We start from the raw sequence: 23,840 nt of genomic DNA on the forward strand, positions 1-23,840 counted from the left end.
CGATGACGGCGCGCGAGCATCATCACGGGGCGCCTGGGCGAAGTCGAGGACCCGTTGCGGGCAAGCATGCAGGCGCAGGCCGGCAGCGGAGCGCCTCTGGCAGGCCCGAGTGGCGCCGCCCCCCGACGCGTTCACCCGATGGTGCGTGAATCCTCGGATTCGAACCGGTGAAACAGGCGGGTGCTCTCCTCGAGGAGCTCCGCGGCGGTGAGTGCTTGCTGCTCCTCGGACTCGCGGGCGTACCGCGCGAGCTTCTCGCCCAAGTCGACGAGCCCCTCCCGCAGGGAGCCCGAGGGTGGACTCCAGGTGGTTCCCGTCATGAACCCGAGCTCACGGGAGAACGAGCCGAAGTGGTGGTTCGTTCCGTGGGTGTGCAAGGAGGCGTGAGCCGGGTGCCGCGTCCTGAGCAGCGCGGCATTCCAGAGCTGCTTCAGGGCCGCGACCAGCGGAAGCGGGATGGGAGACCGGGCCATGTCGACGCCGGGCGTGGCGGGGCCTTCGAGTGGACTTCGACGGTGGCCATTCAAGATGGGCCAGAAATGCGTCGTCATTCGTGCCGAGACGACCTGGGCGTCGAGCCGCTTCTCCACGATGTAGACCGCCGATTCCGGGTCGAAGGACGGCAGGCTCACGGCATACAGGGACCCGCTCCCCTCGGGCATCAGGAGCCGCGAGACCGCTGAGCCGTAGTCGGACGCCGCGTTGTGGACGAAGGCGCCGGCTTCAGGGCGCAGGTGGTCGAGCATGCTGTCTTCTTACTGGAAGGCCCGCGTCAGTCGAGCCACCGCAGCGGGAAGTCCTCGCACCCGGAGCTTCCGGCCGGTCTCGTCATACTCCTCGGCGAGCACCGTGGTGTTCTCGTACACCTCGCCGATGCGGCCCTGGCTGGCGTAGGGAATCACCAGCTCCGCCTCGACCATCGAGGCCTCGAAGTGCTGGATGATGACCTGACGCAACCTCGCCACGTCCTCCGGGCGATGCGCGGAGAGCAGCACGGCCTCCGGGTGCTCCGCGCGCAGGGCCTCCTGGGCCGCCTCGTCCAGCCGGTCGACCTTGTTCAGGAGCAGCTTGCTGGGCACCACCTCCGCGCCAATCTCCCGGAGCACGGACCGCGTGACCTCCAGCTGGGCCTTCCAGGTCGGGTCGGACGCATCCACGACATAGAGCAGCAGCGACGCCTCCAGCGCTTCGTCGAGCGTGGAGCGGAACGACGCGACCAGGTCGTGCGGCAGCTTCTGGATGAAGCCCACGGTGTCGGAGACGAGCATCCGAGGACGGGTCTCCGGATGCAGCGCGCGCACCGTGGTGTCCAGCGTGGCGAAGAGCTGGTCGGCGACCAGGACCTCGCTGCCCGTCAGGGCGCGCATCAGCGAGGACTTGCCCGCGTTGGTGTAGCCGACCAGCGCCACCCGGAGCTGGTCCTTTCGGGCATACCTGCGCTGGTCCTGTTCCTTCTCGATGGCGGCGAGCCCCGCGCGCAGCTCCGCGAGCCGGTCGCGAATCTTGCGCCGGTCGAGCTCCACGGCGGAGTCGCCCGCGCCTCGGCCCTGCTGGCGCTCGCTGCCACCCGAGGACTCTCGCAACCGAGGTGCGAGATAGCTGAGGCGGGCAATCTCGACCTGCATCCGCGCCTCGTGGCTGCGCGCGTGCCGATGGAAGATGTCGACAATCACGCCCGCGCGGTCCAGCACCAGGGCGCCCGTGGCCTTCTCGAGGTTGCGGAGCTGGCTCGGGGAGAGCTCGTGGTCGACGACCACCACCGTGGGGCGGGGACCTTCCAGCATGGGCTCGGACATCAGCGCGGTGTCCTCGCCCTCTTCGTCCTCCTCCTCGTCGGGCGCGGCGTCTTCGGCGCCCTCGGGGGCTTGCTCGGTGTCCTCCTCTTCCTCCTGGGCCTCCCACTTCTCACGGGCCTTGGAGGTCCGGTTGCGTGCGCCCGAGGTGATGACGCCCGGTCCACCGGTGAGGTCGGCCAGGTCCTTGAGCTTGCCCTTGCCGAGCACCGTTCCCGTCGCGAGCTTCCGGCGGCGCTGGGACACCGTCGCCACCGCGTCGTAGCCGAGGGTGTGCACCAACCGGCGCAGCTCCTCGAGGTCCGCGGAGTGCTCCGTGTCCGTGACGGAGGGGAACTGGACGCCCACGAGGACAGCGCGGGGACGGGCGGCGGAGGCGGGCTTCGACATGGAGCGCTCGTAACACGCTCGGGGTCAGGATTCGTTGAAGATCTCCACCAGCGCCCCCCGGACGATGTCCTTCAACGCACGCGTGGCGATGGGGGCTCCCCTGCTCCTGACCGTCAGCGTCGACAGGTCGAGCTTCCAGCGTTGCGGCTCTGGGAAGCTGTCCGCCATCTCTCGAAGTCGGGAGCCGAACTTTCGCGCCTCGACGTCGATGGAGAAGTGGGAGTCGGACAGTTCATCGGTGTCGCCATCCGTGGAGAGAAGAGAGATGCGATAGACGCGGATCCTCTTCTCGTCGTCCGAAGACCGGCCGAAGGAAAGCTTGGAGCGGTTGCCCTCGGCGTCGGGCGTCGCGCTGTGGACCTCGAAGGAAATCTCCTTCGACTGGGAGAGCAGCCGAGACAGTGCCCGGCATTGCGCCCCAGGCGCACCACCGGGAGCAGGCGAGTAGTTCTTCGCCTCCTCGAGGTTCGCTTGCCTGGCGAACTCAGGTGGAATCAGGGCGTTCTTCAGGTTGGCGCCCTTGAAGATGGCCCCCTTGAGGTTGTTCGTCATGAACGTCGCGTCGCGGAGGTCGGCGCCGGTGAAGTCGCAGTGGCTCAGGTCGCAGTCCGAGAAGACAGCATCCTTGAGCGAGGCTCCACGGAAGAGGGAGCCCCTCAGCTTCCATCCGATGATGTACGTGTCGAGGTCCCAGGTGGTCTTCCGGGTCATCTTGGCCTTCGTGAAGTCACACTCCAGGGCCTTGACGTAGGGCGTCCTGACGACGGTCGTGAGGTTCGCCTGCTGGAAGTTCGAGCCGCTGATGTCCCTCGGCTTGCGGACGTTCGCGGGCCAGAAGGAGTCGTCCAGGGCCATTCCCGCGTAGTTCCCCTTCGGGGCGGCCGCGGGCTTCTGCATCCTGGGGCCCTTGGGCTCCTGGGCCTTCTTGGGCGGCGCTGCTTTCGGCTCGCTCCACACATCGAACGCGGTGGTCGGAAAGAGGTGCCCCTCCACGAGGTGCGCCAGGTACTTCGCATCCGTCACCTCGACCTGGAGGTCGAAGCCATGCATGCGCTCCCAGGCCGCCTCGAGGAAGGCTCCGAAGCCTTTGTCCTGGAGGGGGGAGAGCTCCGCACGGGCCTTCTCGAGCTTCCACTCGTGGAGGTCATTGTGCCGCTCGAGGAGCTTCACGCGCTGGATGTAGCGAGGCGTGTTCTCCGCGTGCCAGTCCTCCTTGTACCGGGGCCACGACACCTCATCGAGGAGTGGCGAGCGGGCCTTGGCGACCTTCTTCGCCAGGGCCTTGCGCAGCTTCGCCACCTCCTTCGGAGCGCCCCGGACCAGGTCCGGTGTGTCATCGGCGCGCTTCCGGGCGTCGATGAGCAGCAGCAGTGCGAAGGACCGGGTCGTCGCGTAGTCCTTCATGCCGCCCGCGAAGCCCGTCAGGCAGTGCAGCGTGACGCTCTTTCCCTCGAGCGTCCCCACCCGAACATAGTAGCAGTCCGACGACATGTGTCCCTCCCCGGTGTGTCAGGCGGGGAGGGACTCTACGCGACTCTTGCCACTCAGTTTCAAGTGGAGAGGGGGGCGGCGAGCCGGATGCGGACGCCGAAGCCAATCCACAGGTGGAAGGCGCGCTCTCGGAGTTTCTCGCTGCCGGAGCCGGTCGGCAGCTTCACGTCGAGCGTGTCGTACCAGCCGCCCGTGACGCCGAGGAAGAGTCCGGCCCAGAAGTTCCCTCCGAAGTTCTTGTCGCCTCCGGCTTGGAGCGTGAAGTCAGGGCCGGAGTAGGTGATGTCGGCGTCCGGCACGTGGATGGAGGACTTGTCGTAGCCGAGCGACAGGCCCGACCAGACATCGACAGGGCCGGAGGGAATCCAGTGGTAGTTGGCCTGGAGGCCGAAGCGGAAGTTGCCGCCCTTGCACGCCTGGTCCTCCGCGCACTGCACGCGCATCTGCGCGTACGAGAACTGAACCCAGGGGCCGACCTCGACGTGTGAGCCGATCCGGAGCGTGGGCTCCAGGATGACGGAGAAGAGTCCCTTGTAGACCTCGTAGAGGTAGACAGGCTCGGGGGGCGTGTCCTCCATCCCTCCTCCGGGGATGAAGTAGCCCCCTCGTGCGGAGAGTGCGAGCCAGGTTGGAAATCCGCCTTCCTGCTCCGGGCGTTCCTCCGCGAAGGCGGGCGAAGACACGAAGAGTGAAAGCAGGACCAGCACCTGCGCGGTGGGACGAGAGAGCGTTTGCATGCGCGAGCCTTCGGTTATTACGGTCGCTCGACGGTCGTCAACCCAAGGTTCCCGGTGCCCCTCGTTCGCTCCTGTTTCATCTCGCGCGTGTTCGCGCTGCTGGCTGTCTGCTTCCTCATGGGCTGCGGTGTTCCTTCGGCCGAGGAGGACGAGCGTGTCTGCGCGGATGTGGAGTGCACCGCGGGGCGCTGTGTCTCGGAGGCGGGGACGCCCGTATGTCGTTGCAGCGCCTGGGACCAGGCGGCGGGCTTGCGCTGCACCATCGCCGCGGTCCGGCCGCAGGACGACCATGGGGATACGGCGGCGCTCGCCACGCCCTTGGTGCCCTTCACGGAGTTTCGCGAAGGCACCATCCAGCCTGCCTTTCGAGACAAGGCCGACCGGGATGTCTTCGCCATGCCTGCCCAGACAGGGCAGGGCTTCCGCTTCGTCGTCCGGCCCGGAACGCTGGCCGCCGTGGACCTGCGTCTCATGGATGCCGCGGGAAAGGATGTCGCTGGAACGCTTGTCCGGACCCAGGAGGGGCAGGGCGTGGAGTTCGCGTCCACGGAGGAGGCTCCGCGATTCATCCGGGTGACGGCGTCCCAGGGAAAAGAGGCGGTGGGAACGTACTCCTACCGGCTGGAGGACCTGGGCAAGGATGCCCATGGCTCGACGCCCGCGACCGCGACGGCGATTCAGGAGTCGAGTGGATCTTTCCCTGTCGTCATCGAGTATCCCGGTGACGCGGATGTCTTCAGCTTCCGCACCGAGCCGGGGCATGGCTTCCGATTCTCCTGTGCATCGGATGTGGCGTCCCTGGCCCTGATGACCGAGGCGGGCGTGGAGCTGGCGCACAGCGCGGGTGAGTATGGGAAGGGCCCCCGTGTGGGCCACCTGGGACAGGCGGCGAGCACCTGGTTCGTCAAGGTCTACGCCCGGACCGAGGCGCTTCGCACGACGTCTTGCCAGGTGGAGTACCTGGGCCGCGATGAGCACGCGAACACCTCCGCCGGGGCGACCCCGCTGGTGTCGGGAGTCCCCGTGACCGCGCGGCTCCAGGGCACCAACGACGTGGATGTCTTTTCATTCTCGGGGACCGCGGGACACCAGCAGGAGATCTGGATGCCGATCTCTCGGAGCTGGCAGGTCCGGGTCACGGCCCCGGATGGCAAGCCGCTGGGTGAGTTCACCGGGGGATTGTTCTCCCGTGAGTTGCCGGTGACTGGGACGTACTTCGTGCATGTGCTCCAGGACACGCAATGGGGGAGCGACTTCCAGGTGAGGGTGGATGACAAGGGCCGGGATGACCACGGAGGCCTGGTCGAGACGGCCACGCGTGCCGCGCTGGGGGAGCGGGTGACGGGGCGCCTCCACGACGACTCGGATTGGGATGCCATCGCCGTTCCGCTCGAGCCTGACGGCGTCTATCGGCTCACCTGTACCCCCTCCTGTTCAATCACGACCTATGGTCCCAGTGGCTCCGTCGCCCTGAATGGAGAAGGGTTTGGGGTCTGGAACGTCCTCGTGCGGAGCTCGGGGCTCGTGACCTTCCGCGTCGGCGCGTATCCAAGGCCCGCTGACTTCACATTCCAGGTGGACCAGGTCGGAACGGATGACCATGGTGATGACGCCACGCAGGCCACTCCCGTGAGCATTCCTGTGTCCCTGGCTGGCGTGTTCGAGCTGGTGGGAGATCTCGACGTGTTCTCGGTCGAGCTGGAGGCGGGGCGGTCCTACGTCCTGGACTTCAGCAACGCATCCGTTCGAGTGATCGGGCCGAACCGTCAGCTCATCTACCGGTACCCGATTCCGTCGACGGAGGCCACGCGCTTCAAGGCCGAGGTGGCGGGAACCTATGTGGTGGAGGCCGCACCCAGCTCCTTGGCGAATCGGGCCGTGCCCTGGCAGTTCTCGCTGCGCGCCGAGTGACTCCTCGCTCGGCACCTCGTGCCGGGCATCCCCCAAGTCGAACGAGTTGACGCGGGCTTTCGCGGTAGTTATGAACACGTTCGAAATTGAACGCGTTCAAATATGTCCCTGCGAGAACGAGCGAAGGCTGACAAGTGGGAGCGCATCCGGGCCGCGGCGAAGCGGCTGTTCTCGGAGCGCGGCTACGAGAGCACGACGGTGCGCGCCATCGCCGAGGAGGCGGGCGTCGCGACCGGCACGGTGTTGGTGTACGGCGAGACGAAGGATGCCCTCCTGCATGAGATATGGCGGGAGGAGGCCATGCCCATCCTGGCGAAGGCGGTGGCGTCGCTGCCCGCCGGGGCCTTCGTGGACCGGTGCATGCACTTGTTCACACCGCTCCTCACGCACTACGCCTCGCAGCCCGAGCTGGCGCGGGTCGTGGTGAAGGAGCTGCCCTGGCTCACGGGGGCGGCCGAGGAGGCGCAGCGGCCCGCGCTGGCGCAGTTCCTGGGGACGCTGGCTCGGATTGTCGACGAGGCGAAGGCGAAGAAGGAGCTCCGGCCGGAGCTGGAGCGCGAGCTGGCGGCGGGGCTTGCCTTCTCCGTGTACCACTCGGCGTTGCTGCACATGCTGTCACCCTTGACGAGGGTGCCGCTGGCCAAAGCACGAGAGGGGATGCGCCGCGGTCTTGAGGCCCTGCTGATGGGATTGGGGTCGAGGAGGTCGTCATGAAGGTGCTGATTGTCGGTGGAGGGATTGGTGGGTTCGCGCTGGGCGCGGCGTTGGCGCGCCGAGGCGTGGTGGCCGACATCGTCGAGCGGCGGTCGTCCTACGGCGACGAGGGGGCGGGCATCGTGCTCGGGCCCAACGTGATGGCCGTGATGAAGGGACTCGCGCTGCACGAGGACCTCATCGCCTCGGGGCGGCAGGTGGCGCATGCCCGAATCACGGACGCCTCCGGTGAGGTCCTCCAGGAGTCCGCCTACGCGGTGCCCGAGCTGCCGCTCCCCGCGACGGCGATTCATCGCAGCCACCTGCTGCGGATTCTCCGGAGCGTGTCCCCTGCTCCGCGCCTCGGTGTGACGGTCTCGAGCCTGCGGAATTGCGCGGAGGGGGTGGAGGTCGAGTTCTCCGACGGAGAGAAGGGCCGCTATGACGTCGTCGTCGGCGCCGATGGCATCCGCTCCACGGTGAGGGAGTTCGTCTGCGGCGCCGAGGTGTCCTCGCGCTACTCCGGCCACACCTGCTGGCGGGCCATCGTCGACGGCCACTTCTCGGACGCGGTGGTCGAGATGTGGGGCCGAGGCCGCCGCGTGGGAGTCGTGCCGATCAGCGCGAACCAGTCGTATGTCTTCCTCACGCTCAACGCGCCACGTCGCGCGCCGCCCGCGTGGAAGGACCTCGCGGAGCTGCGGGCCCTCTACGCGGACTTCGCGGGCCCGGCTCGGGGCGCGCTCGCCGCGCTCACGCACGTCGACGGGATGTTGCACAACGACATCGAGGACTGCTCCGCGCCGCGCTGGTGGAAGCCGGGGGCCGTGCTGCTCGGTGACGCCGCGCACGCGGTGACGCCGAACCTGGGGCAGGGCGCGGGGCTCGCCGTCGAGGATGCGGCGACGCTGGCCCAGCTCCTCGTGACGATGGGGCCCACGGACGCGGCGCTGGCCCGCTACGAGAGCCTCCGCCGTCCCCGCGCCGAATGGATTCGCGACCGCTCGTGGACCCTGGGCCAGGTCGCGCAGTGGGAGGGTGGTCTGGCGCGTGGCTTTCGCAACACGATGATGCGATGGACGCCCCGCTTCGCCACCCGCGCGGCGCTCGAGAAGATGGTCCTCGACATGCCGGGTGTCCCCATCGGCTGACCTCTGGCACTCCCTCGCTTCGAGGGAGGCCTGAAGCTCGGCTAGCCCAGGGCACTTCGCGGACGCCAGAGCGCCGTCAGCGCGCTCTCCAGGAGGGCCTTGAGCAGCAGGAACTTGGAGTGGTCGATGACGGCCTTGTACCGGCCCTTGGCCGCCACCAACTGGATGTCCGCGAGGATGCGCGAGTACATCCGATACATCCGGCGATTGAAGAGCAGGACGTATGGGAACGGAGGTGGCCTCCCATTCACCAGGTGGTGCTGGAGCTTGGTGAGCGCCTCCTTCATGCGGTCCTTGAAGGGCGTTCTCGCACCTCCGTCCGTGAGGGCGACGATGCTCAAGCGGGCGCCGTTGATGTCCATGGCGACCGTGCGACTCAAGTCCATGGCGCCGTGCCCGTGATGTGTCACCTCGAAGGGCGTGGGTCCTCCACCCGTGCCCTCCAAGGGAATCACTTGCGGGAGTCCAAAGATGACGAAGCCCTCGAAATGAGCGTGGAACGCCTCCAGGGGAAGGCGTCCGAACAGCGCGAGGCTGATCTCGACGGAGGACGGCGCGTTGGGTTTGAAGTGCCCGGAGTAGTTGATGCAGACACGGGAGATACGGCCCTCGAAGAAGTGGAGGATGCCCGCGCTGACGACCTCGGGCTCATCGCCACCCACCAGCGTCGGATGGGGGAGGTGATGCTCACGCTCCTCCCGGGAGGCGATGATGAGCCTGAAGTCATCCGTAATGACATACATGACCTCGCCCTCCGGAGGGATGTTGAAGCGCACCGCCCCTTGGCTCAAGGCCTGGAAGAGCTCGAGCGCGGCCGGGTGCTTCTGATAGATGGGCAGCGCCAGCTCGCGGGCCTCGAAGGGATTGCCCGGTCCTCCGTCATCGGCCACGTTGAGGGTGTAGAAGATCTCTGGAATCGCGCGCTGCCCGATGTCCGTCCAGAGGAAGTTGGGGTCAGGGCGGAACCGGGCATGAGGCATGGGCCTGGGGATGAGGGCGTCGGGCTCTGGCGGAGGCCCTCCATCGTTCGGAGGCCCTCCATCGTCGATGGGAATGGGCAGGGACAGGAGGATGTCCCTCAGCCGGAGGACGCGAGGGTCGCGAACCTGGGTGAAGTTCACGAGCACCGCCATGTCTCCGTGACACGTCGGCGTGAAGTTCTGCATTCCCAGCTGGAGCTTGAGGCAGAAGGTACACGTGTAGATGACCATGAGAGCCTCCCCACATGGCGTGCATCAAGACACGCCATGGGTGAAGCCTCTCACCGCGAGGCCCGTGTCTCCAAACCCACGGGCAGGTCTGGATTCGCCAGCACCGCGTCCAGCAACGCCTCCAGCTCCGCGTGCAGGTGCTCCGCCATCTCCGGCTTGAACAGGTCCGTATTGACCTCCAGCACGCCCGCGAAGCCCTCGGGTGTCTCCGTCAGCGCCAGGGTGAGCTCGTAGGTGACGGAGCCTCGGTCGACCGGCACGGGGGTGACAGAGACTCCCGGAATCTCCAGCGGTGCGGTGGGCGCGTTCTGCAGGACGAACATCGCCTGGAACACCGGGGAGCGATTCGCGGGCAGCTCCACCCCCAGCGAGGTCACCACCTGGTCGATGGGGACCTCCTGGTGGGCAAACCCCGCCAGCGTCTCTTCGCGAACCCGCTGGAGCAGCTCTCGGAAGGCGGGGGCGCCGCGCAGGTTGACGCGCAGGCACAACCCGTTGACGAACATGCCGATGAGCGGCTCCGACTCCGGACGGAGTCGGTTCGCGATGGGCGAGCCGATGACCACCTCGTCCTGTCCCGCGCGCCGTGCCAGCATGATGCCGAACACCGAGAGCAACGCCATGAAGGGCGTCACCTGCTCCTGACGGCAGAGCGCATTCAACGCCTGGGTGCGAGCCTGTCCCAGCGCGACCTGCCGTTGGATGCCGTTGAAGGTGCGCGTCGCGGGGCGCGGCCGGTCCGTGGGGATGTCGAGCTGCGTGGGCGCTCCGGCGAGTGACTTCTTCCAGAAGCTGAGCCGCTCCTTGAGCTCCTCACCGGACAGCCACTCGCGCTGCCACGCCGCGTAATCGGGATACTGGATGGCCAGCGGCGCCAGGCCCGCGTCCACCCCCGAGGCGATGGCCGTGTAGAGCCGACCCAGCTCTCGCGAGGTGAGCCCCATGGACCATCCGTCCGCGGTGATGTGGTGCATGCAGAAGAACAGCACGAACTCCTCGTCCTCCAGTCGGAGCAGCGCCCCATGCATCAGGGGCCCCGTCGACAGGTCGAACGGGAGCAGCGCCGACCTCAGCATCTCCCGCGTCGCCTCCTCCTCGCGGTCCTCCCTTCCTCGCAGGTCGACCTCTCGCAGCCGGAAGTCCGCCTTCGGCTGGACGCGCTGCACGGGTACGCCGTCCTCTTCGGAGTAGATGACTCGCAGCGTCTCGTGCCGGGCGATGAGCGCCTGGAAGGCCGACTCGAGGTGCTTCGGGTCCACCCGCCCCTTCAACCGGAACGCGCGGGGGATGTTGTACGCGCTGGACTCAGGGGCTCGCTGGAAGAAGCGCCACAGGCGCTCCTGGGCGAAGGACACGCGCATCGCCCCCTCGCGGGGCACCCGGCGCAACGGCGGCACCGGACGCGCGAGCACCACGGAGGGCTCCGCGCGCGAGATGTGTCGCGCCAGGTCGGCCACCGTCGGGCTCGCGAACAACGTGCGGAGGGAGACCTCGACTCCGAGCTCCGCGCGGACGCGGGACACGACCTGCGTCGCGAGGAGCGAATGTCCGCCGAGGTGGAAGAAGTTGTCGTGGATGCCCACGCGCTCCATCGCCAGCAGCGCGCCCCACATGCGGCACAGGGTCTCTTCGGTGAAGGTCCTCGGCGCCTGGTAGGTGGACGTGTCTGCCTGGGGCTGCTCGGGTGACGGCAGGGCGCGGCGGTCCACCTTGCCGTTGGGCGTCAGCGGCAGTGCGGCCAGGAGCGTGAAGGACGTGGGCACCATGTGCTCCGGCAGCCGCTCCCGCAGCCAGTTGCGCAGCACCGACGGGGTGGGCGCCGGGCCTCTCGCGACGAAGTAGGCCGCGAGCTTCCGGTCCCCGCCCACCTCCACCGCCACCACCGAGCCATCCTCCACGCCCGGATGCAGGCGCAGCGATTCTTCAATCTCGCCCAGCTCCACCCGGAAGCCGCGAATCTTCACCTGGAGGTCCACGCGGCCCAGGTACTCGATGCGGCCGTTGGGCAGGTAGCGGCCCAGGTCTCCCGTCTTGTAGAGGCGGGCGCCGGGCTTCGTGCTGAACGGGTCCGGCACGTACGTCCGCGCGGTGAGCTCCGGTCGGTTGAAGTAGCCGCGTCCCAGCCGCTCACCCGCGACGTAGAGCTCTCCGGGGACGCCGATGGGCACGGGCCTCGAGTGCTTGTCCAGCAGGTACACGGGGCCGTTGGTGATGGGCCGCCCGATGGGCACGGGCTGGCCGAGCGACGGAGGCGCGTCGATGGCGTGCGAGGTGGAGAAGACCGTGCACTCCGTGGGGCCGTAGCCGTTGAGCAGTCGTCGCGGTGGGCCGTGCCGGAGCACCTCGCGCAGCGCGAGCGGGTCGGCCGCCTCGCCTCCGAAGACGAGGGTGTGCACGTAGCGGAAGGCGTCCGGCACCTGACGCGCCAGCAGGTGGAGCACGGCGGTGGTGACGAACATGATGCTGACGGCCTCGCCCTGGATCTGCGCGGCCAGCTCCTGCGGCTCGCGCGCCGGGTCCGCTGTGATGCCGACGAGGCGTGCGCCGTTCAGCAGCGCTCCCCAGATTTCGAACGTGCTCGGGTCGAAGGAGGCGTTGGATGCCTGGGCGACCCGGTCTGTCGGAGTGAAGCGGACGAAGTTGGTGTGGAAGAGCAGGGCGGCGATGCCGCGATGGACGATGGCGCTGCCCTTGGGGCGGCCCGTGGAGCCGGACGTGTAGATGACGTAGGCGAGGTTGTCGGGGCGCGCGGTGGAGGCGAGCGGAAGGTCGGAGTGCCGCGCGATGGCGTCCTGGTCCGTGTCGACGCGGACGACGGGGCCCGGGAACGGCGGCAACTGCTGGAGCTTCGCGGCGTGGACCAGCAGGAGGCTGACGCGCGCGTCCTCGAGCATGAAGGCGAGGCGCTCGGAGGGATAGGCCGCCTCCAGCGGGAGATAGGCTCCGCCTGCCTTGAGGATGCCGAGCATGCTGACGATGAGGTCCACGGAGCGCTCGACGCACAGGCCCACGAGGACCTCGGGGCCCACGCCCAGCGACTTCAGGTGATGGGCGAGCCGGTTGGAGCGGGCGTCGAGCTCCCGGTAGGTGATGCTGCTGGCGCCGTAGGAGACGGCGATGGCGTCCGGCGTCCGCTCGGCCTGGCGGGAGAACAGCTCGTGGACGCAGGCGTCGCGTGGGTAGTCGGTGGTGGCGCTGTTCCACTCGCGCAGCAGCACGTTGCGCTCGGTGGGCGTGAGCAGCGGGAGCGCGGAGAGCCGCTGGAACGGGTCGGCGGCCACGGCCTCGAGCAGCACCTGGAGGTGTCCGGCCATGCGCTCGATGCGCGCGTCCTCGAAGAGGTGGTTGTCGTACTCGAAGGTGGCGCGGAGTCCCTCGGGTGTCCTCGCCATGTAGAGGAGGAGGTCGCCCTTCGCGGTTCCGGTGTTCACCTCCCAGGCCTCCGGCGAGGGGGCGAGCTGGAGCGCGGCGGATGGAGCCGCCTCCAGCGTGGGTGAGCGCTGGAGGACGAACATCACCTGGATGAACTGCGCATGGCTCAGCGTGCGCTCGGGCTGGAGCGCTTCGACCAGCTTCTCGAAGGGCATTTCCTGGTGAGCGAAGGCCCCCAGCGTGACCTCGCGCACGCGGGTGAGGAGGTCGACGAAGCGAGGGTCTCCCGACAAGTCATTGCGCAGGACCAGCGTGTTGACGAAGAAGCCGATGAGCCCCTCCACCTCCGGGCGGATGCGTCCGGAGATGGGCGAGCCGACCACGACGTCGTCCTGTCCGGTGTAGCGATGGAGGACGGCGCAGAAGCCCGCGAGGAGCGTCATGAAGAGTGTCGTGCGCTCGCGGCGGCAGAGCGCTTCGATGGCCAGCGCGGTCTCCTCGGGGATGTGGAAGGTGCGGCGAGTGCCCTTGAAGGTCTGGACCTGCTGCCGTGGGCGGTCGGCGGGGAGCGCGAGGAGCGTGGGGGCTCCGGCGAGCCGCTTGCGCCAGTAGGGAAGGAGCCGCTCCTGGGTCTGCACCGGGAGCCACTGGCGCTGCCAGACGGCGAAGTCCGCGTAGCGCAGCGGGAGCGGGGGCAGGGAGGACGGCTGTCCCGCGGCGAAGTCGGAGTAGAGCGTCCGGAGCTCTCGCATGAGGACGCCGAGGGACCAGCCATCGGACACGATGTGGTGGACCACGAGGAGGAGTCGGTGGTCCTTCGCGCCGACCTTCAGCAGCGTGCCTTGGATGATGGGGCCCGTGCGCACGTCGATGGGGTGGCTCGCGTGCTCGGTGGCGATGCGCGCCGCCTCCTCGTCGCGGGTGTCCGCGGGGAGGCGGCTCAGGTCGACCACCGTCAGGGGGAAGGCGCGCGGCGGCGCGATGCGCGCGACGGGGCCCGAGTCCGTGGGGACGAACGTGGTCCGGAGCGACTCGTGACGCAGGAGCACCTCGTCGAGCGCGCGCTGGAGCACGCCGACATCGAGCGGCGAGGTGATGCGGTAGAAGACGGGGATGTTGTAGGTGGCCGTCCCCGGGTAGAGCAGCTCCATGAACCAGAGGCGCTCTTGGGCGAACGAGAGCGGGACGCTGCTTCCCTGCGTGCAGGGGCGGAGGGGGAGGTCCTGGCTCGCTGTCTCCTCGCCGCGCGCGGACTCGATGGCGGCCGCCAGCTCCGCGATGGTGGGCGCGTCGAAGATGGTGGGGAGGGGGAAGCGCAGGTGGAAGAGCTCGTTGAGCCGGGAGACGAGCTGCGTGGCGATGAGGGAGTGGCCGCCGAGCTGGAAGAAGTCGTCGTGGATGCCCACGCGCTCGACCTCCAGCAGCACGCTCCAGAGCTCGCACAGGAGCTCCTCCGTCCGGTTGCGCGGGGGCTGGAAGCTGGATGTCGGGGATGAGAGCGTCATCGGGAGGTCCTTCGAGGTGGAGAAGAGGGGCTCACTTGTGCAGCGCGGCGGTGGTGATGTCGGCGGAGACGACCTGGATGCGCCGGGGGCGTTCGGCGAGTCGCAGGAGTCGGGAGAGCGCCTCGGAGACGTGCTCCGGCGGGCGGCTCTCATCCGCCACGGTGAGGATCATTTCGTAGTCGTCGCCCTCCGCGCCTCGGACGACCTGGGTGCGCGCGGTGAGGACACCGGGGAGCGTGGTGGCCAGCCGACGCACGGAGGCCATGCAGATCTTCTCGCTGCCTCGGACGAGGAAGTCGGAGAGCCGTCCCTGGAAGTACAGGTAGCCCTCCGCGTCGATGTCGAAGATGTCGCCGGTGGCCAGCAAGCGCGGGCCTCGCCAGGCGTGGAGCTTCTCGCCTTCGACGATGCCGATGCGCCGCTTCATCAGCGTGTCCGAGGACACCAGCAGCTCCTTCTGTCCTCCGGGCGCGCGGGGCACGAGCGAGACTTGAGTCCCGGGGAGAGGAAGGCCCACGGAGGCGTGGCGATGGGTGGGCTCGGCGTGGGCCGCGAGCGTCGCGACGCGGGGGCCGGCTTCGGACAGGCCATAGGTGAGGAACAGCTCTCCACGCGGGCGCAGGCGGAGGAGCTGCTCGACGTGCTCGGGTGAGAGGACATCCCCGCCGACGCCGAGGGAGCGCGTGGTCTCCGGGAAGGGTCCGCCGTACTGGAGGAGGGCGCGCACGAGGAGGGGCGTCAGCGCGGACACGGTGACGCCTTGTTCGGCGAGGAGGCGGAGATAGGCGGCGGGTTGGAAGGGGGGCCCGCTGATGACCAGGTCCGCGCCTCGCAGCAGGGAGGCGAAGGCTTGGGCCACCATGGAGTACGAGTAGTAGAGCGGCAGGTTGACCAGCACGCTGTCGCCCGCGCGAAGGCCCACGGCGTCCGCATGGCGGTTCGCGTTCCGGAAGAGGGCCTCGAGGTCGAACACGCAGCCGCTGGCGAAGCCGGAGGTGCCCGAGGTGAGCAGCACCATCTCGCCGGGTTGTGCGCCTGGCGGTTGTGTCTCCGGGAACAGGGCGACTTCGGCTTGGCCCAGCGTGAAGCGCTCCACGTCCTTGCTCTGAGGGACAGGGCGGCGCATGGCGACGAGCGCGCGGGCGGGCAGGGCTTCGACGAGGGCTTGTTGCCGCAAGGTGGGCGCGGAGGGAGAGACGAGCGCGGGGACTCCTCGCGCGGCGAGGATGGCGAAGACCTGGGCGAGCAGCTCCGCTCCGTTCGGCAGGGCGAGCAGGACGACATCGCCTGCTCGCAGTCCGTGGGCCTTCCACGATGACGCGAGCTGCTCCACCGAGTGCTTCTGTGGGGCATCGGATTCCGTGGTGAGGTCCCGGACGCGGTCCAGGAAGGATTGGACGGACGGCAGGGGGATGCCCGCGAGGTCCTGGGTGGTTTCAGGCATGGGAGCTCCGCTCAGGGAGGAGGGTCTTCACCAGCAGCGCCGCATCCACCGCGGGACCTTCGCCCCGCGACAGGACGGCGCACGCGGCACGCGGGTCGCCACCAGGGACAGCGGCGGCTGTCGCGATGAGCACGTAGTCGACGACACCGCGCGCGAGCCACGCGGTGCTGAGCGTGAGCGCGATGCTGGCGCCTTCGGACACAGGCATGGTCAGCGTGAGCGTGGGGCCGCGCAGACCGTGGACGATGCAGGCGAGGCCCGTGGGGGCGCTGGGGGTGGCGGCGGGAAAGCGAATGGCGGAGGCGAAGCCGCGCAGGGCATCCGTCGCGGCTCGGGACATGGCCTCGGGTGGGGCCTCCGGGCCGACCTGGATGAGTGCGCACCGGGCCACGGCCGCGCGGAAGTCCTCGCCCAAGGGCTCGATGGCCTCGCCGATCGCGAGCGTGAGTGCCCACGCCATCGGGTCCGCGTAGCGCACGGTGGTCTTCACCCGCGCCGCATGCGGATTGGGTGCGCCGCCGTGCGACCGCGCACTGCCACGGAGGATGAGCGGAAGCGTCTTCATCGCGGGACCTCGAATCCGAATGCGGTGTCCGCCCGCGTCGCGTGAGGACTGGGCACGCCGCTGTGCGAGCGCGCACTTCCACGGAGGATGAGAGGGAGCGTCTTCATCGCGGGACCTCGAAGACGAGTGCCGTATCGAACCCTCCGAACCCGAGCGTGAGGCTCAGGCCCAGCCGCTCGTCATGTCGCACGGGCCGACCCACGGGGAGCGAACAAGGGAAGTCCTGCTCGGGTTGCTCCAGCCCGACGACGGGCGGCACCACGCCTTCGCGCAGTGCGAGGATGAGGGCAATCGCCTCCATCGCTCCCGTGGCCCCCAACGTGTGCCCGAAGGCCCCCTTCGTCGCGAAGACCCGGGGGCGCACGCCAGGCCCGAACGTGGCTCGAAAGGCCTCCGCCTCCGCGCGGTCATTGGCGGGCGTGGCCGAGCCATGTGCATTGATGACCCCGATGTCCCCAGGCACGAGCCCCGCGTCGGAGAGCGCCCGCTCCATCGCCAGCCGCGCACCCAACGCGGCCGGGTCCGGAGACGTCATGCTCGCCGCGTCGTTGGCCGAGCCCGCTCCCCGGAAGAGCGCGAGCCTCGGCGCGGCCCGAGCCCTCGCATGCGCCATCGACTCCAACACGAGGACCCCCGCGCCCTCACCCAACAACATCCCGTCATGCCGTACATCGAAGGCACGCGGCCGGGTGGGGGACATCGTGGAGAGCGCCGAGTGCGCCAGGCGTTTGCTCGGCGTGAGCACATCCACGCCAGCACAGACACACACCTCCGCCGCGCCGGAGCGGATGAGCTCCGCGCCCACCAGGATGGCGTCGGAGCCGGAGGAACACGCGGTGGAGAGACTGACGGGTGCCGCGCGCGCGCCCACCTCACGCGCCACCTCGTCCGCCCACGCGTGGAGCGGCGCCTCCCGCTCCTGTTCGTCATCGAGCCATGCGCCCAGGCTCGTGCCCAACACCAGGCGCGTGGTGTCTCCCTCCGCGCTCAGCCCTGCCTCCGCCAACGCACGGTGAATCGTCTCCACCGCCAGCCGCCGCAGCCGCCGCGCGGGGCTGTCCTCCCGCGCGGGGATGGCCGCGGCAAGCAGGTTGCGCAGCCGATACACGGACTCCACCTCGACGAAGCCGTGCTCTCCCGCGAGCAGGCGCCGCCACACGTCGTCGAGTCCGTGACCCAGGGCCGTGCTCCACGCGGCCCCCGTCACCGCGACGGGCGCTACCATAGCGGCGAGCCCAGCTCCGAGACCTTGGCGCGGATGAGGCTTGCGCGGAACGCCGCCACGCGACGATTCCCCACCATCGCCTTGCCCGTGTAGATGAAGAGCCCTCCCGCGAGCCTGCTCACCTGGAGCCGCAGCAACACCTGGTCCCCCGGCACGACGACCTGGAGGAACCGGCTCTCCACCGAGCCCACCAGCGTCAGCTCATCCTCGGCCAGCATCGAGGTGCTCATCTGGTAGAGGATGATTCCCGCCTGGGCGAAGGCCTGGATGAGGTGGCTGCCGGGGTAGATGGCGCGCTCGGGGAAGTGTCCCGCGATGCAGTCCAGGTTCCCCGAGATGGAGAGGAGGGCCTCCAGGAACTTCCCCGGCTCGTGGTCGACGATGCGGTCCAGCAGAATCATCGGGTGCCGGTGGCGCAGCCACTGGCGCAGCGCCGTGAAGCCCAGGGGCTTGGGCTCTCGCTCCGGCTTGTTCAGGGCGAGGGGGGCCGCGCGAGGGCGGTGCTGAGTGTCTGTGGAATGCATGAGGGTTCTCCGCTCTCTCGGTTGACGACAGCCATGTCCAGACTTCCAGAGGCGAGCAGCACCGGCTCCGGCGCGGTGCCCTCGCGATAGATTGCGACACCCAACTTGAGGCTCGCGGGGCCCACGTGCTCCAGGCGCGCTTCCAGGCGCAGCCAGTCCTGGAAGCGCGCGGCATCGCGGTAGCGGATGCGCAGCTCCCGCACCCGCAGGTCCAACCCCTGTCCTTCGAGCAGCGCGAGCCCCGAGCCCCGCCGGTCGAGCTCCTCCAGCGCCGCGGTCTCCAACAGCGAGGCGTAGCGCGAGAAGTGGACGACGCCCGACGCATCGGTGTCGACGTGCTCCACGCGGTGACGCCGGGGGGGCGTGACGAGGGTGGCCATCATCGCCCCGCCTCCACGAACCTCCGGGTCCCTTCTCGGATGCGCTCGACGATGCGCCGCAGGTCGTCCTCCCCCGCGATGAGCGGCGGTGCGATGCGCATGGCGGGGAACATGTAGCGCAGGCCATGGGTGCGCCGGCCCGCGCCCGCCATGAACTCCACGAAGACACCCGCCTCGAGCAGCCGGCGACGAAGCGCGGTGAGCCCCACGGACGCGCGCTCGGTCAGCTCGATGCCGTTCATGTAGCCCAGGCCGCGGACCTCCTGGAACAGCTCCGGGAACACCTCCACCACGTCCTTGCGCAGCCGCTCCCGCAGCTCCGCGCCCAAGGGCCCGGCGCGCTCGATGAGGCGCTCCTCCGCGAGATACCGGAGACCGGAGCGCATCAGGGAGCAGGTGAGCGGACGCAGGTCCGACGTGGACACCGCGCCGCTGGAGCGCACGGACAGCTCGCGCCGCGCGATGACCATCGACGTGGAGACCGCGCCCATGCCCAGGCTCTTTCCGATGACGGTGACGTCGGTGGGGATGGCCCCCTCCTCATCCGTCATGGCGAAGAAGCGCCCCGTCTTCGCGAACGTGAGCACCTCGTCCGCGATGAGCAGCACGTCGTGCTCGCGACACAGCCCCGCCAGCCGCCGCAGGTAGCCCGGTGGAGGGACGAGGATGCCCGCGTCGCCCTGGATGGGCTCGACGATGACCGCGGACAGCTTCGAGCCCTGCTCGGCGAAGAAGCGCTCCAGGAGCTCCGGCTCGCCGAAGGGGAGGAACGCCACGTCCAGGTGGTACGGCGGCTCGGTGGAGAGCGGAGGCAGCCCCAGGCGGTAGTGACGGCGGTTGAGCAGCGGCACCAGTCCGCCCGTCCAGCCGTGCCACGCGCCCTCGAACGCGAGGACGGTGCGACGCGCCTCGCGGCCCGCCTTCACCGACAGCCGTCGCCGGTCGAAGCCGGACTCCAGCGCCAACCGCAGCGCCAGCTCCAGTCCCTCGGAGCCGGAGTTGCGACCGCTCGCGTGGTAGGCGGTGCCCGGGAAGCGGTCCGCCCAGCGCCCCCCGGGGCCGAACAGCTCCTCCAGCAGGAGGGTCCGCTCCAGCGAGCCCAGCTCATCGGTGACGTAGCCCCGCTCCAGCCCATCGCGGAACGCGGGCTGGAGGCAGGGGTGGGCCGCGCCCAGGCACGCGCTGGCGTAGCCGCCGCTGGCGTCCATCACCTCCAGCACCTGGCCCGCGTCGTCACCGTCCAGCGGGACCATGTGCTGGACCAGCCCCTTGGCCTGCACGCAGGCGAAGGGCAGACGCCCGCCGCCGTAGTGGTCCATCTGGAGGGCCTGCCCCGCGCGCAGCCGGTCGAGATCCCCGGGCTCCAGCCTCCCTCCAGGCGCGGGGGGCCTCACCACGCGCCTCCTTGCGCGGACGTCTTCAGACCCGAGATGAGCGAGACGAGCTGGCTCACCGTCCGGAAGTTCTCGGTGTTGAAGTCCTCGTCGGAGATGCGGACCTTGAACTGGTCCTCGCACAGGACGCGCAGCTCCAGGAACCCCACCGAGTCCAGGCCGATGACGGACTGCAGGCCGTCATCCACGCCAATCTGCTCGGGCGGCAGCTCGACGAACAGGTTGTTGATGAGAATCTTCTTGATGCTCTCCGTCAGCTCTTCATGCATGGCGAGTGTTCCCTTCCAAAGTGAGCACGAGCTTTCCGATGTTGCGGTTGGCTTCCATCTCCGCGAGCGCCGACTGCACGTCTTCCAGCGGGTAGCGGGCGTGGATGACGGGGCGCAGCTCGCCTCGGGCGAGCACCTCCATCCACCGCTGGCGAAAGCGCGCGTTCACCTCGCGCTTCTCGCGCAAGGGCCGCAGCCGCAGGGAGGACCCCTTGAGCTGGAGGCGTCGCTGGACGACCCGCAGCAGGTCCACCTGCGCCGTCATGCCGTCCAGCAGCCCGACGAGCACGAGAATCCCCTCGTGTCCCAGCACGGCCAGGTTGCGCTCCAGGTACGCGCCGCCGATGAAGTCCATCACCAGCGGCACACCCTCGCCGCGCGTCAGGCGGAGGACCTCGCGGACGAAGTCCTGCTCCCGGTGGTTGAAGACCTCGTCCGCGCCCAGCGCGCGCAGCGCCTCCACCTTCGCCGCCGTGCCCACCGTGCAGTACGTCGTCGCGCCGACGTGCCGCGCCATCTGGACCATGGTGGTGCCGATGCTGCTGGCGGCCGCGTGGATGAGCACCGCCTGCCCGCGCTGGAGCTGCCCCAGCGCGAAGAGTGTCTCGTTCGCGGTGAGGCAGGACTCCGACGCTGCCGCCGCTTCCGCGAAGTCGAAGCAGGACGGGATGGGCAGCGCCATGCCCTGGTCCAGCAGGCAGTACTCGGCGAGCCCGCCCCCTTCGACGACGCCGAAGACGGCCTGTCCTCGGGTGAAGCCCTTCACGTCCTCGCCCCAGGCCTCGACGGTGCCGGCAATCTCGACGCCTGGGATGGACGACTGTCCTTCGGGCACGTGGTACTCGCCCTGCCGCTGGAGCAGGTCCGCGCGGTTGAGCGCGGTGGCATGCACCTTCACGAGCAGCGCCTCGCGCGGGGGCACGGGCCTGGGGACTTCGCGCAGCTTCACCACCTCCGGTCCCCCGGAGCCTTCGAAGAGCACGGCGCGCATGGCGTCAGTACCTGGCCCTTTCCTCGACGGCCCGCTCGCGGGTGGGCACGAGGAAGCTGCGCTCGAAGGAGAGGAAGGCCTCGCCCTTGGACGTGAGGCCCACCGTCTCGCAGGTGATGATTCCCTCGCCGGCCCGGCCGGTGGACAGCCGCTTCCCCAGGATGCGGCTCTCCGCGTAGAGCGTGTCGCCCGCGAAGATGGGGTGGGTGAGGCGAATCTTGTCCCAGCCGAGGTTGGCGGTGGCCCGGCCGCTGGTGCTGCGCACGCTCATCCCGCAGACGATGCTGAAGGTCACCAGGCTGGAGATGAGCGGCCGGCCCCACGCTGTCTGCTCGCAGTACGCGGCATCCAGGTGCAGCGGGGACGGGTTCATCGCCAGCGTGTTCATCAGGACGTTGTCCGCCTCCGTCACCGTCCTGCCGGGGCGGTGCTCGAAGACGTCCCCCACCGTGAAGTCCTCGTAGTGGAAGCCCAGGACCTCGCGGTAGCGCTGCGGGCCCAGCCGTTTGTAGCCGGTGATTCCGGTGCCCTCCATGGTGTGTCTCCTCGTGGCCTGAAGGTGGGCGCCGCTCAGAAGCGCGAGAGGATGGCCTGGACGTCGTCGCAGAAGGTCCGCACCTGCGCCTCGGTCATGTCCGCGCGCATCATCACGCGCACGCCCGCTTCGCCTCGGGCGACGACGGGGAAGAACACCGCCGAGCAGTAGTAGCCCCGCTGGTACAGCTCCGCGGACAGGCGGATGGCGCGGTCCTCCTCGCCCACCTGGATGAGGCGGATGGGCATCCCGTTGCCCGCGTGCGGCGAGGGGAAGCGGCTGTCGAAGAGCTGGATGTTGCGCTGCAGCTGGTCCTGGAGCTGGCGCAGCTCCGGCGTGTGGTGCAGCGCGATGCTCGCGAGCGAGGCGCCCAGCGAGGGCGTCTGGAGGTTCTGCGACCAGGCCAGCGGCCCCGCGTTCCGGTAGAGGAAGTCGAAGATCTTCTCGCTGCCCAGCATGGCGATGCCGCCCGAGCTGCCGAAGGCCTTGGCCAGCGACGCGACAATCATCGTCAGCGGGTTCATCTTCAGCCGCGAGCGGACGTAGCCCTCGCCGCGCTCACCGGCAATCGAGAGCGAGTGCGAGTCGTCGATGTAGAGGAAGAGCCCGTAGCGCTCCTGGAGCTGCAACAGACCCTCGAGCGCCAGCAGGCCGCCCATGGAGTAGGCGCCGTCCGCCACGTAGGCCACGCGGGGGTACTTCTTGCAGACGTCCTCCAGGTAGTTGAGGTCGTTGTGGGGACTGGTGAGGACCAGGCTCTCGTCGCCGCAGATGGGCTTGATGTAGGCCATCGAGAAGTGACAGTAGCGGTCGAACACCATCACCCGAGGCTTGCCGTCCTCGGTGACGTGGCCGGAGGCGAGCAGCGGGAGGATGCCCGCGGTCAGCGCGCTGCAGGTGGCCCCGGGCAGGGTGGGGCAGCCGTACAGCTCCCGGAAGCCCTCCTCCATGCGCGCCATGTGCTCCAGGCGGATGCGCAGCGTGGACATGGCCAGGCTGTTGGTGCCGGCCTCGCGGAGCGCGTCGATGGAGCCTTGCAGGATGCGCGGGTGGTGGTTGAGGCCCAGGTACGAGCACGAGCAGAGCGTCATGAACGCGTGGCCCGTCTTCGTGTCGACGAGCCGGTTGTTCGACTCGAAGCCCACCCGCAGGCCGATGAGCCCGTGGTCCTTGGCCGTCTGCCAGCCTTTGTCTCCCACGGCGATGAGCTTCTCGTTGTTGCGGTAGCGCCTGGGACCCAAGACGCTCTGCTCGTTGGTCGTTTCCATGTGGACTCCTCCTGGGGCACTGGGGGAAGGGGGGCGGCGTCGGGCTCAGCCCCCTTGGGAGCCGAACTCCTCGAGCGTGCGCTTCGCCGCCTCGACGAACGGGGCACCCATCATGGTCCCCTCCACCACGCAGATGTTGAAGTCGCGCGCCTGGCTTTCCTTCACGATCTTCCGTGCCTTGCTCAACGTGTGTTCATCCGGAGAGAAGGCTTGATGGATGATGTCCACCTGGCGGGGATGCACCGCGGCCTTGCCGCTGAAACCCATGCTCCGAGCCAGACGACACTCGAGCCGCAAGGCTTCCTCGTCCGCCATGTTGAACAGCGGTGAGTCAACGACTTGCACATGGGCGGCGCGCGCGGCGGTGACGAGCCGGGCGCGGGCGTATTGCAATGGCTCCCATGACAGCGTCGCGCCGATGCTGAAGGAATAGTCCGCCGAGCCGAACACGAGCGCCTTGAGCCGAGGTGTCGCGCTGGCGATGGCGTGCACGTTCTCCACGCCGCGAGGCGTCTCCACCAGGGCGAGCAGGTCGACCTGGGAGCAGCTGGGCCCGAGCACCTGTTCGACGATCTCCAGGTCCCGGGGAGACTCCACCTTGGGAATGAGCACGGCGTCGGGTTTGACGGCGTATTCCCGCAGGGCGAGCAGGTCCCTGAAGCCCTCGGGCCGGGTGACGCTGTTGACGCGGATGGCGCGACGGCTGGGGCCTCGCGGGGCGGTGAAGAAGGCCTCCGCCTGCTGCCGGGCCGCGTCCTTGTGCTGGGCCGCCACGGAGTCCTCCAGGTCCACCAGGGCGATGTCCGCACCGGATTGCTGGCCTCGGGCGAAGCGATCCACGGCGAGAGCTGGCGTGAACAAGATGCAGCGGCAATACCGTGTGAACATCATGGTCGCCTCCGAGGGAAAGCCTGTCAGGCGCGCACCCGTGGCGTCCGAACCGGAGGGGCTCGGCGACTCGCTCGAGGTGCGGTGAAACAGTGTTTGTCTG

General features: G+C 68.9%; 20 protein-coding genes. 3 read left to right on the forward strand and 17 right to left on the reverse strand.

Annotation, left to right across the window (positions count from 1 at the left end; genetic code table 11):
* Window positions 1-131: 131 nt before the first annotated feature.
* From MYSTI_RS12310 to MYSTI_RS12325, 4 genes are read right to left on the reverse strand one after another with little or no spacing between them, the layout of a single operon-like run.
* Window positions 132-746 (reverse strand): hypothetical protein, encoded by a 615-nt coding sequence (locus MYSTI_RS12310; RefSeq protein WP_015348078.1) that lies wholly within the window; start codon window positions 744-746, stop codon window positions 132-134.
* 9 nt (window positions 747-755) lie between these two features.
* Complete coding sequence (hflX, locus tag MYSTI_RS12315; protein WP_015348079.1) at window positions 756-2,183, reverse strand: GTPase HflX; 1,428 nt, start codon at window positions 2,181-2,183, stop codon at window positions 756-758.
* Between the two features lie 24 nt (window positions 2,184-2,207).
* Entirely contained in the window at window positions 2,208-3,674 is a 1,467-nt protein-coding gene (locus MYSTI_RS40695) for a pentapeptide repeat-containing protein (RefSeq protein WP_015348080.1), read from the reverse strand.
* A 59-nt stretch (window positions 3,675-3,733) separates the two neighbouring features.
* A complete protein-coding gene (locus MYSTI_RS12325) occupies window positions 3,734-4,411 on the reverse strand; it encodes a hypothetical protein (RefSeq protein ID WP_015348081.1) in 678 nt (225 codons plus the stop codon).
* 54 nt (window positions 4,412-4,465) lie between these two features.
* On the opposite strand from MYSTI_RS12325, the gene MYSTI_RS12330 reads away from it, so the two are divergent.
* From MYSTI_RS12330 to MYSTI_RS12340, 3 genes are all read left to right on the forward strand, one after another.
* Entirely contained in the window at window positions 4,466-6,322 is a 1,857-nt protein-coding gene (locus tag MYSTI_RS12330) for a hypothetical protein (protein WP_086009841.1), read from the forward strand.
* A 102-nt stretch (window positions 6,323-6,424) separates the two neighbouring features.
* Window positions 6,425-7,036 (forward strand): TetR/AcrR family transcriptional regulator, encoded by a 612-nt coding sequence (locus tag MYSTI_RS40700; protein ID WP_015348083.1) that lies wholly within the window; start codon window positions 6,425-6,427, stop codon window positions 7,034-7,036.
* Entirely contained in the window at window positions 7,033-8,166 is a 1,134-nt protein-coding gene (locus MYSTI_RS12340; RefSeq protein ID WP_015348084.1) for an FAD-dependent monooxygenase, read from the forward strand. The genes MYSTI_RS40700 and MYSTI_RS12340 overlap by 4 nt, the downstream gene beginning before the upstream one ends.
* A gap of 41 nt (window positions 8,167-8,207) precedes the next feature.
* Here MYSTI_RS12340 and MYSTI_RS12345 read toward each other — a convergent pair whose 3' ends face one another.
* The 13 genes from MYSTI_RS12345 to MYSTI_RS12405 all read right to left on the reverse strand — a co-directional run bounded on the left by MYSTI_RS12345 (window position 8,208) and on the right by MYSTI_RS12405 (window position 23,740).
* The gene (locus tag MYSTI_RS12345; protein WP_015348085.1) at window positions 8,208-9,377 is read right to left on the reverse strand and encodes a hypothetical protein; all 1,170 of its coding nucleotides are present in this window, start codon (window positions 9,375-9,377) and stop codon (window positions 8,208-8,210) included.
* A gap of 50 nt (window positions 9,378-9,427) precedes the next feature.
* Window positions 9,428-14,254 carry a non-ribosomal peptide synthetase gene (locus tag MYSTI_RS12350; RefSeq protein WP_015348086.1) on the reverse strand — a complete coding sequence of 1,609 codons (4,827 nt, stop codon included), beginning with the start codon at window positions 14,252-14,254 and terminating at the stop codon, window positions 9,428-9,430.
* 31 nt (window positions 14,255-14,285) lie between these two features.
* Window positions 14,286-15,698, reverse strand: a complete 1,413-nt coding sequence (locus tag MYSTI_RS12355) for an adenylate-forming 2-oxoglutaryl-ACP ligase AmcH (protein ID WP_015348087.1) — start codon at window positions 15,696-15,698, stop codon at window positions 14,286-14,288.
* The gene (locus tag MYSTI_RS12360; RefSeq protein WP_015348088.1) at window positions 15,691-16,263 is read right to left on the reverse strand and encodes a cispentacin moiety biosynthesis protein AmcG; all 573 of its coding nucleotides are present in this window, start codon (window positions 16,261-16,263) and stop codon (window positions 15,691-15,693) included. The genes MYSTI_RS12355 and MYSTI_RS12360 overlap by 8 nt, the downstream gene beginning before the upstream one ends.
* Before the next feature lie 103 nt (window positions 16,264-16,366).
* Window positions 16,367-17,488 (reverse strand): cispentacin biosynthesis acyltransferase subunit AmcF, encoded by a 1,122-nt coding sequence (locus MYSTI_RS12365; protein WP_015348089.1) that lies wholly within the window; start codon window positions 17,486-17,488, stop codon window positions 16,367-16,369.
* Entirely contained in the window at window positions 17,482-18,012 is a 531-nt protein-coding gene (locus MYSTI_RS12370; protein ID WP_015348090.1) for a cispentacin biosynthesis cyclizing decarboxylase AmcE, read from the reverse strand. Before MYSTI_RS12370 ends, MYSTI_RS12365 begins: the two co-directional genes overlap by 7 nt.
* Window positions 17,961-18,395 carry an acyl-CoA thioesterase gene (locus MYSTI_RS12375; RefSeq protein ID WP_015348091.1) on the reverse strand — a complete coding sequence of 145 codons (435 nt, stop codon included), beginning with the start codon at window positions 18,393-18,395 and terminating at the stop codon, window positions 17,961-17,963. Before MYSTI_RS12375 ends, MYSTI_RS12370 begins: the two co-directional genes overlap by 52 nt.
* Window positions 18,392-19,786, reverse strand: coding sequence for an amipurimycin biosynthesis protein AmcC (locus MYSTI_RS12380; protein ID WP_015348092.1), 1,395 nt, complete (start codon window positions 19,784-19,786; stop codon window positions 18,392-18,394). The genes MYSTI_RS12375 and MYSTI_RS12380 overlap by 4 nt, the downstream gene beginning before the upstream one ends.
* On the reverse strand, window positions 19,783-20,055 hold the full coding sequence (locus MYSTI_RS12385; protein ID WP_015348093.1) for a cispentacin biosynthesis acyl carrier protein AmcB: 273 nt from the start codon (window positions 20,053-20,055) through the stop codon (window positions 19,783-19,785). The genes MYSTI_RS12380 and MYSTI_RS12385 overlap by 4 nt, the downstream gene beginning before the upstream one ends.
* Entirely contained in the window at window positions 20,048-21,046 is a 999-nt protein-coding gene (locus MYSTI_RS12390; protein ID WP_015348094.1) for an NAD(P)H-quinone oxidoreductase, read from the reverse strand. The genes MYSTI_RS12385 and MYSTI_RS12390 overlap by 8 nt, the downstream gene beginning before the upstream one ends.
* 4 nt (window positions 21,047-21,050) lie before the next feature.
* Window positions 21,051-21,581: a MaoC family dehydratase gene (locus tag MYSTI_RS12395; RefSeq protein ID WP_015348095.1), complete on the reverse strand. Its 531-nt coding sequence runs from the start codon at window positions 21,579-21,581 to the stop codon at window positions 21,051-21,053.
* Window positions 21,582-21,616: 35 nt separating this feature from the next.
* Window positions 21,617-22,849, reverse strand: coding sequence for an aminotransferase class I/II-fold pyridoxal phosphate-dependent enzyme (locus MYSTI_RS12400; RefSeq protein ID WP_015348096.1), 1,233 nt, complete (start codon window positions 22,847-22,849; stop codon window positions 21,617-21,619).
* Between the two features lie 45 nt (window positions 22,850-22,894).
* The gene (locus tag MYSTI_RS12405) at window positions 22,895-23,740 is read right to left on the reverse strand and encodes an HpcH/HpaI aldolase/citrate lyase family protein (RefSeq protein ID WP_015348097.1); all 846 of its coding nucleotides are present in this window, start codon (window positions 23,738-23,740) and stop codon (window positions 22,895-22,897) included.
* Between the last annotated feature and the right edge of the window lie 100 nt (window positions 23,741-23,840).

Origin of the sequence: Myxococcus stipitatus DSM 14675, assembly GCF_000331735.1 — a bacterium.
Lineage (GTDB): Bacteria > Myxococcota > Myxococcia > Myxococcales > Myxococcaceae > Myxococcus > Myxococcus stipitatus.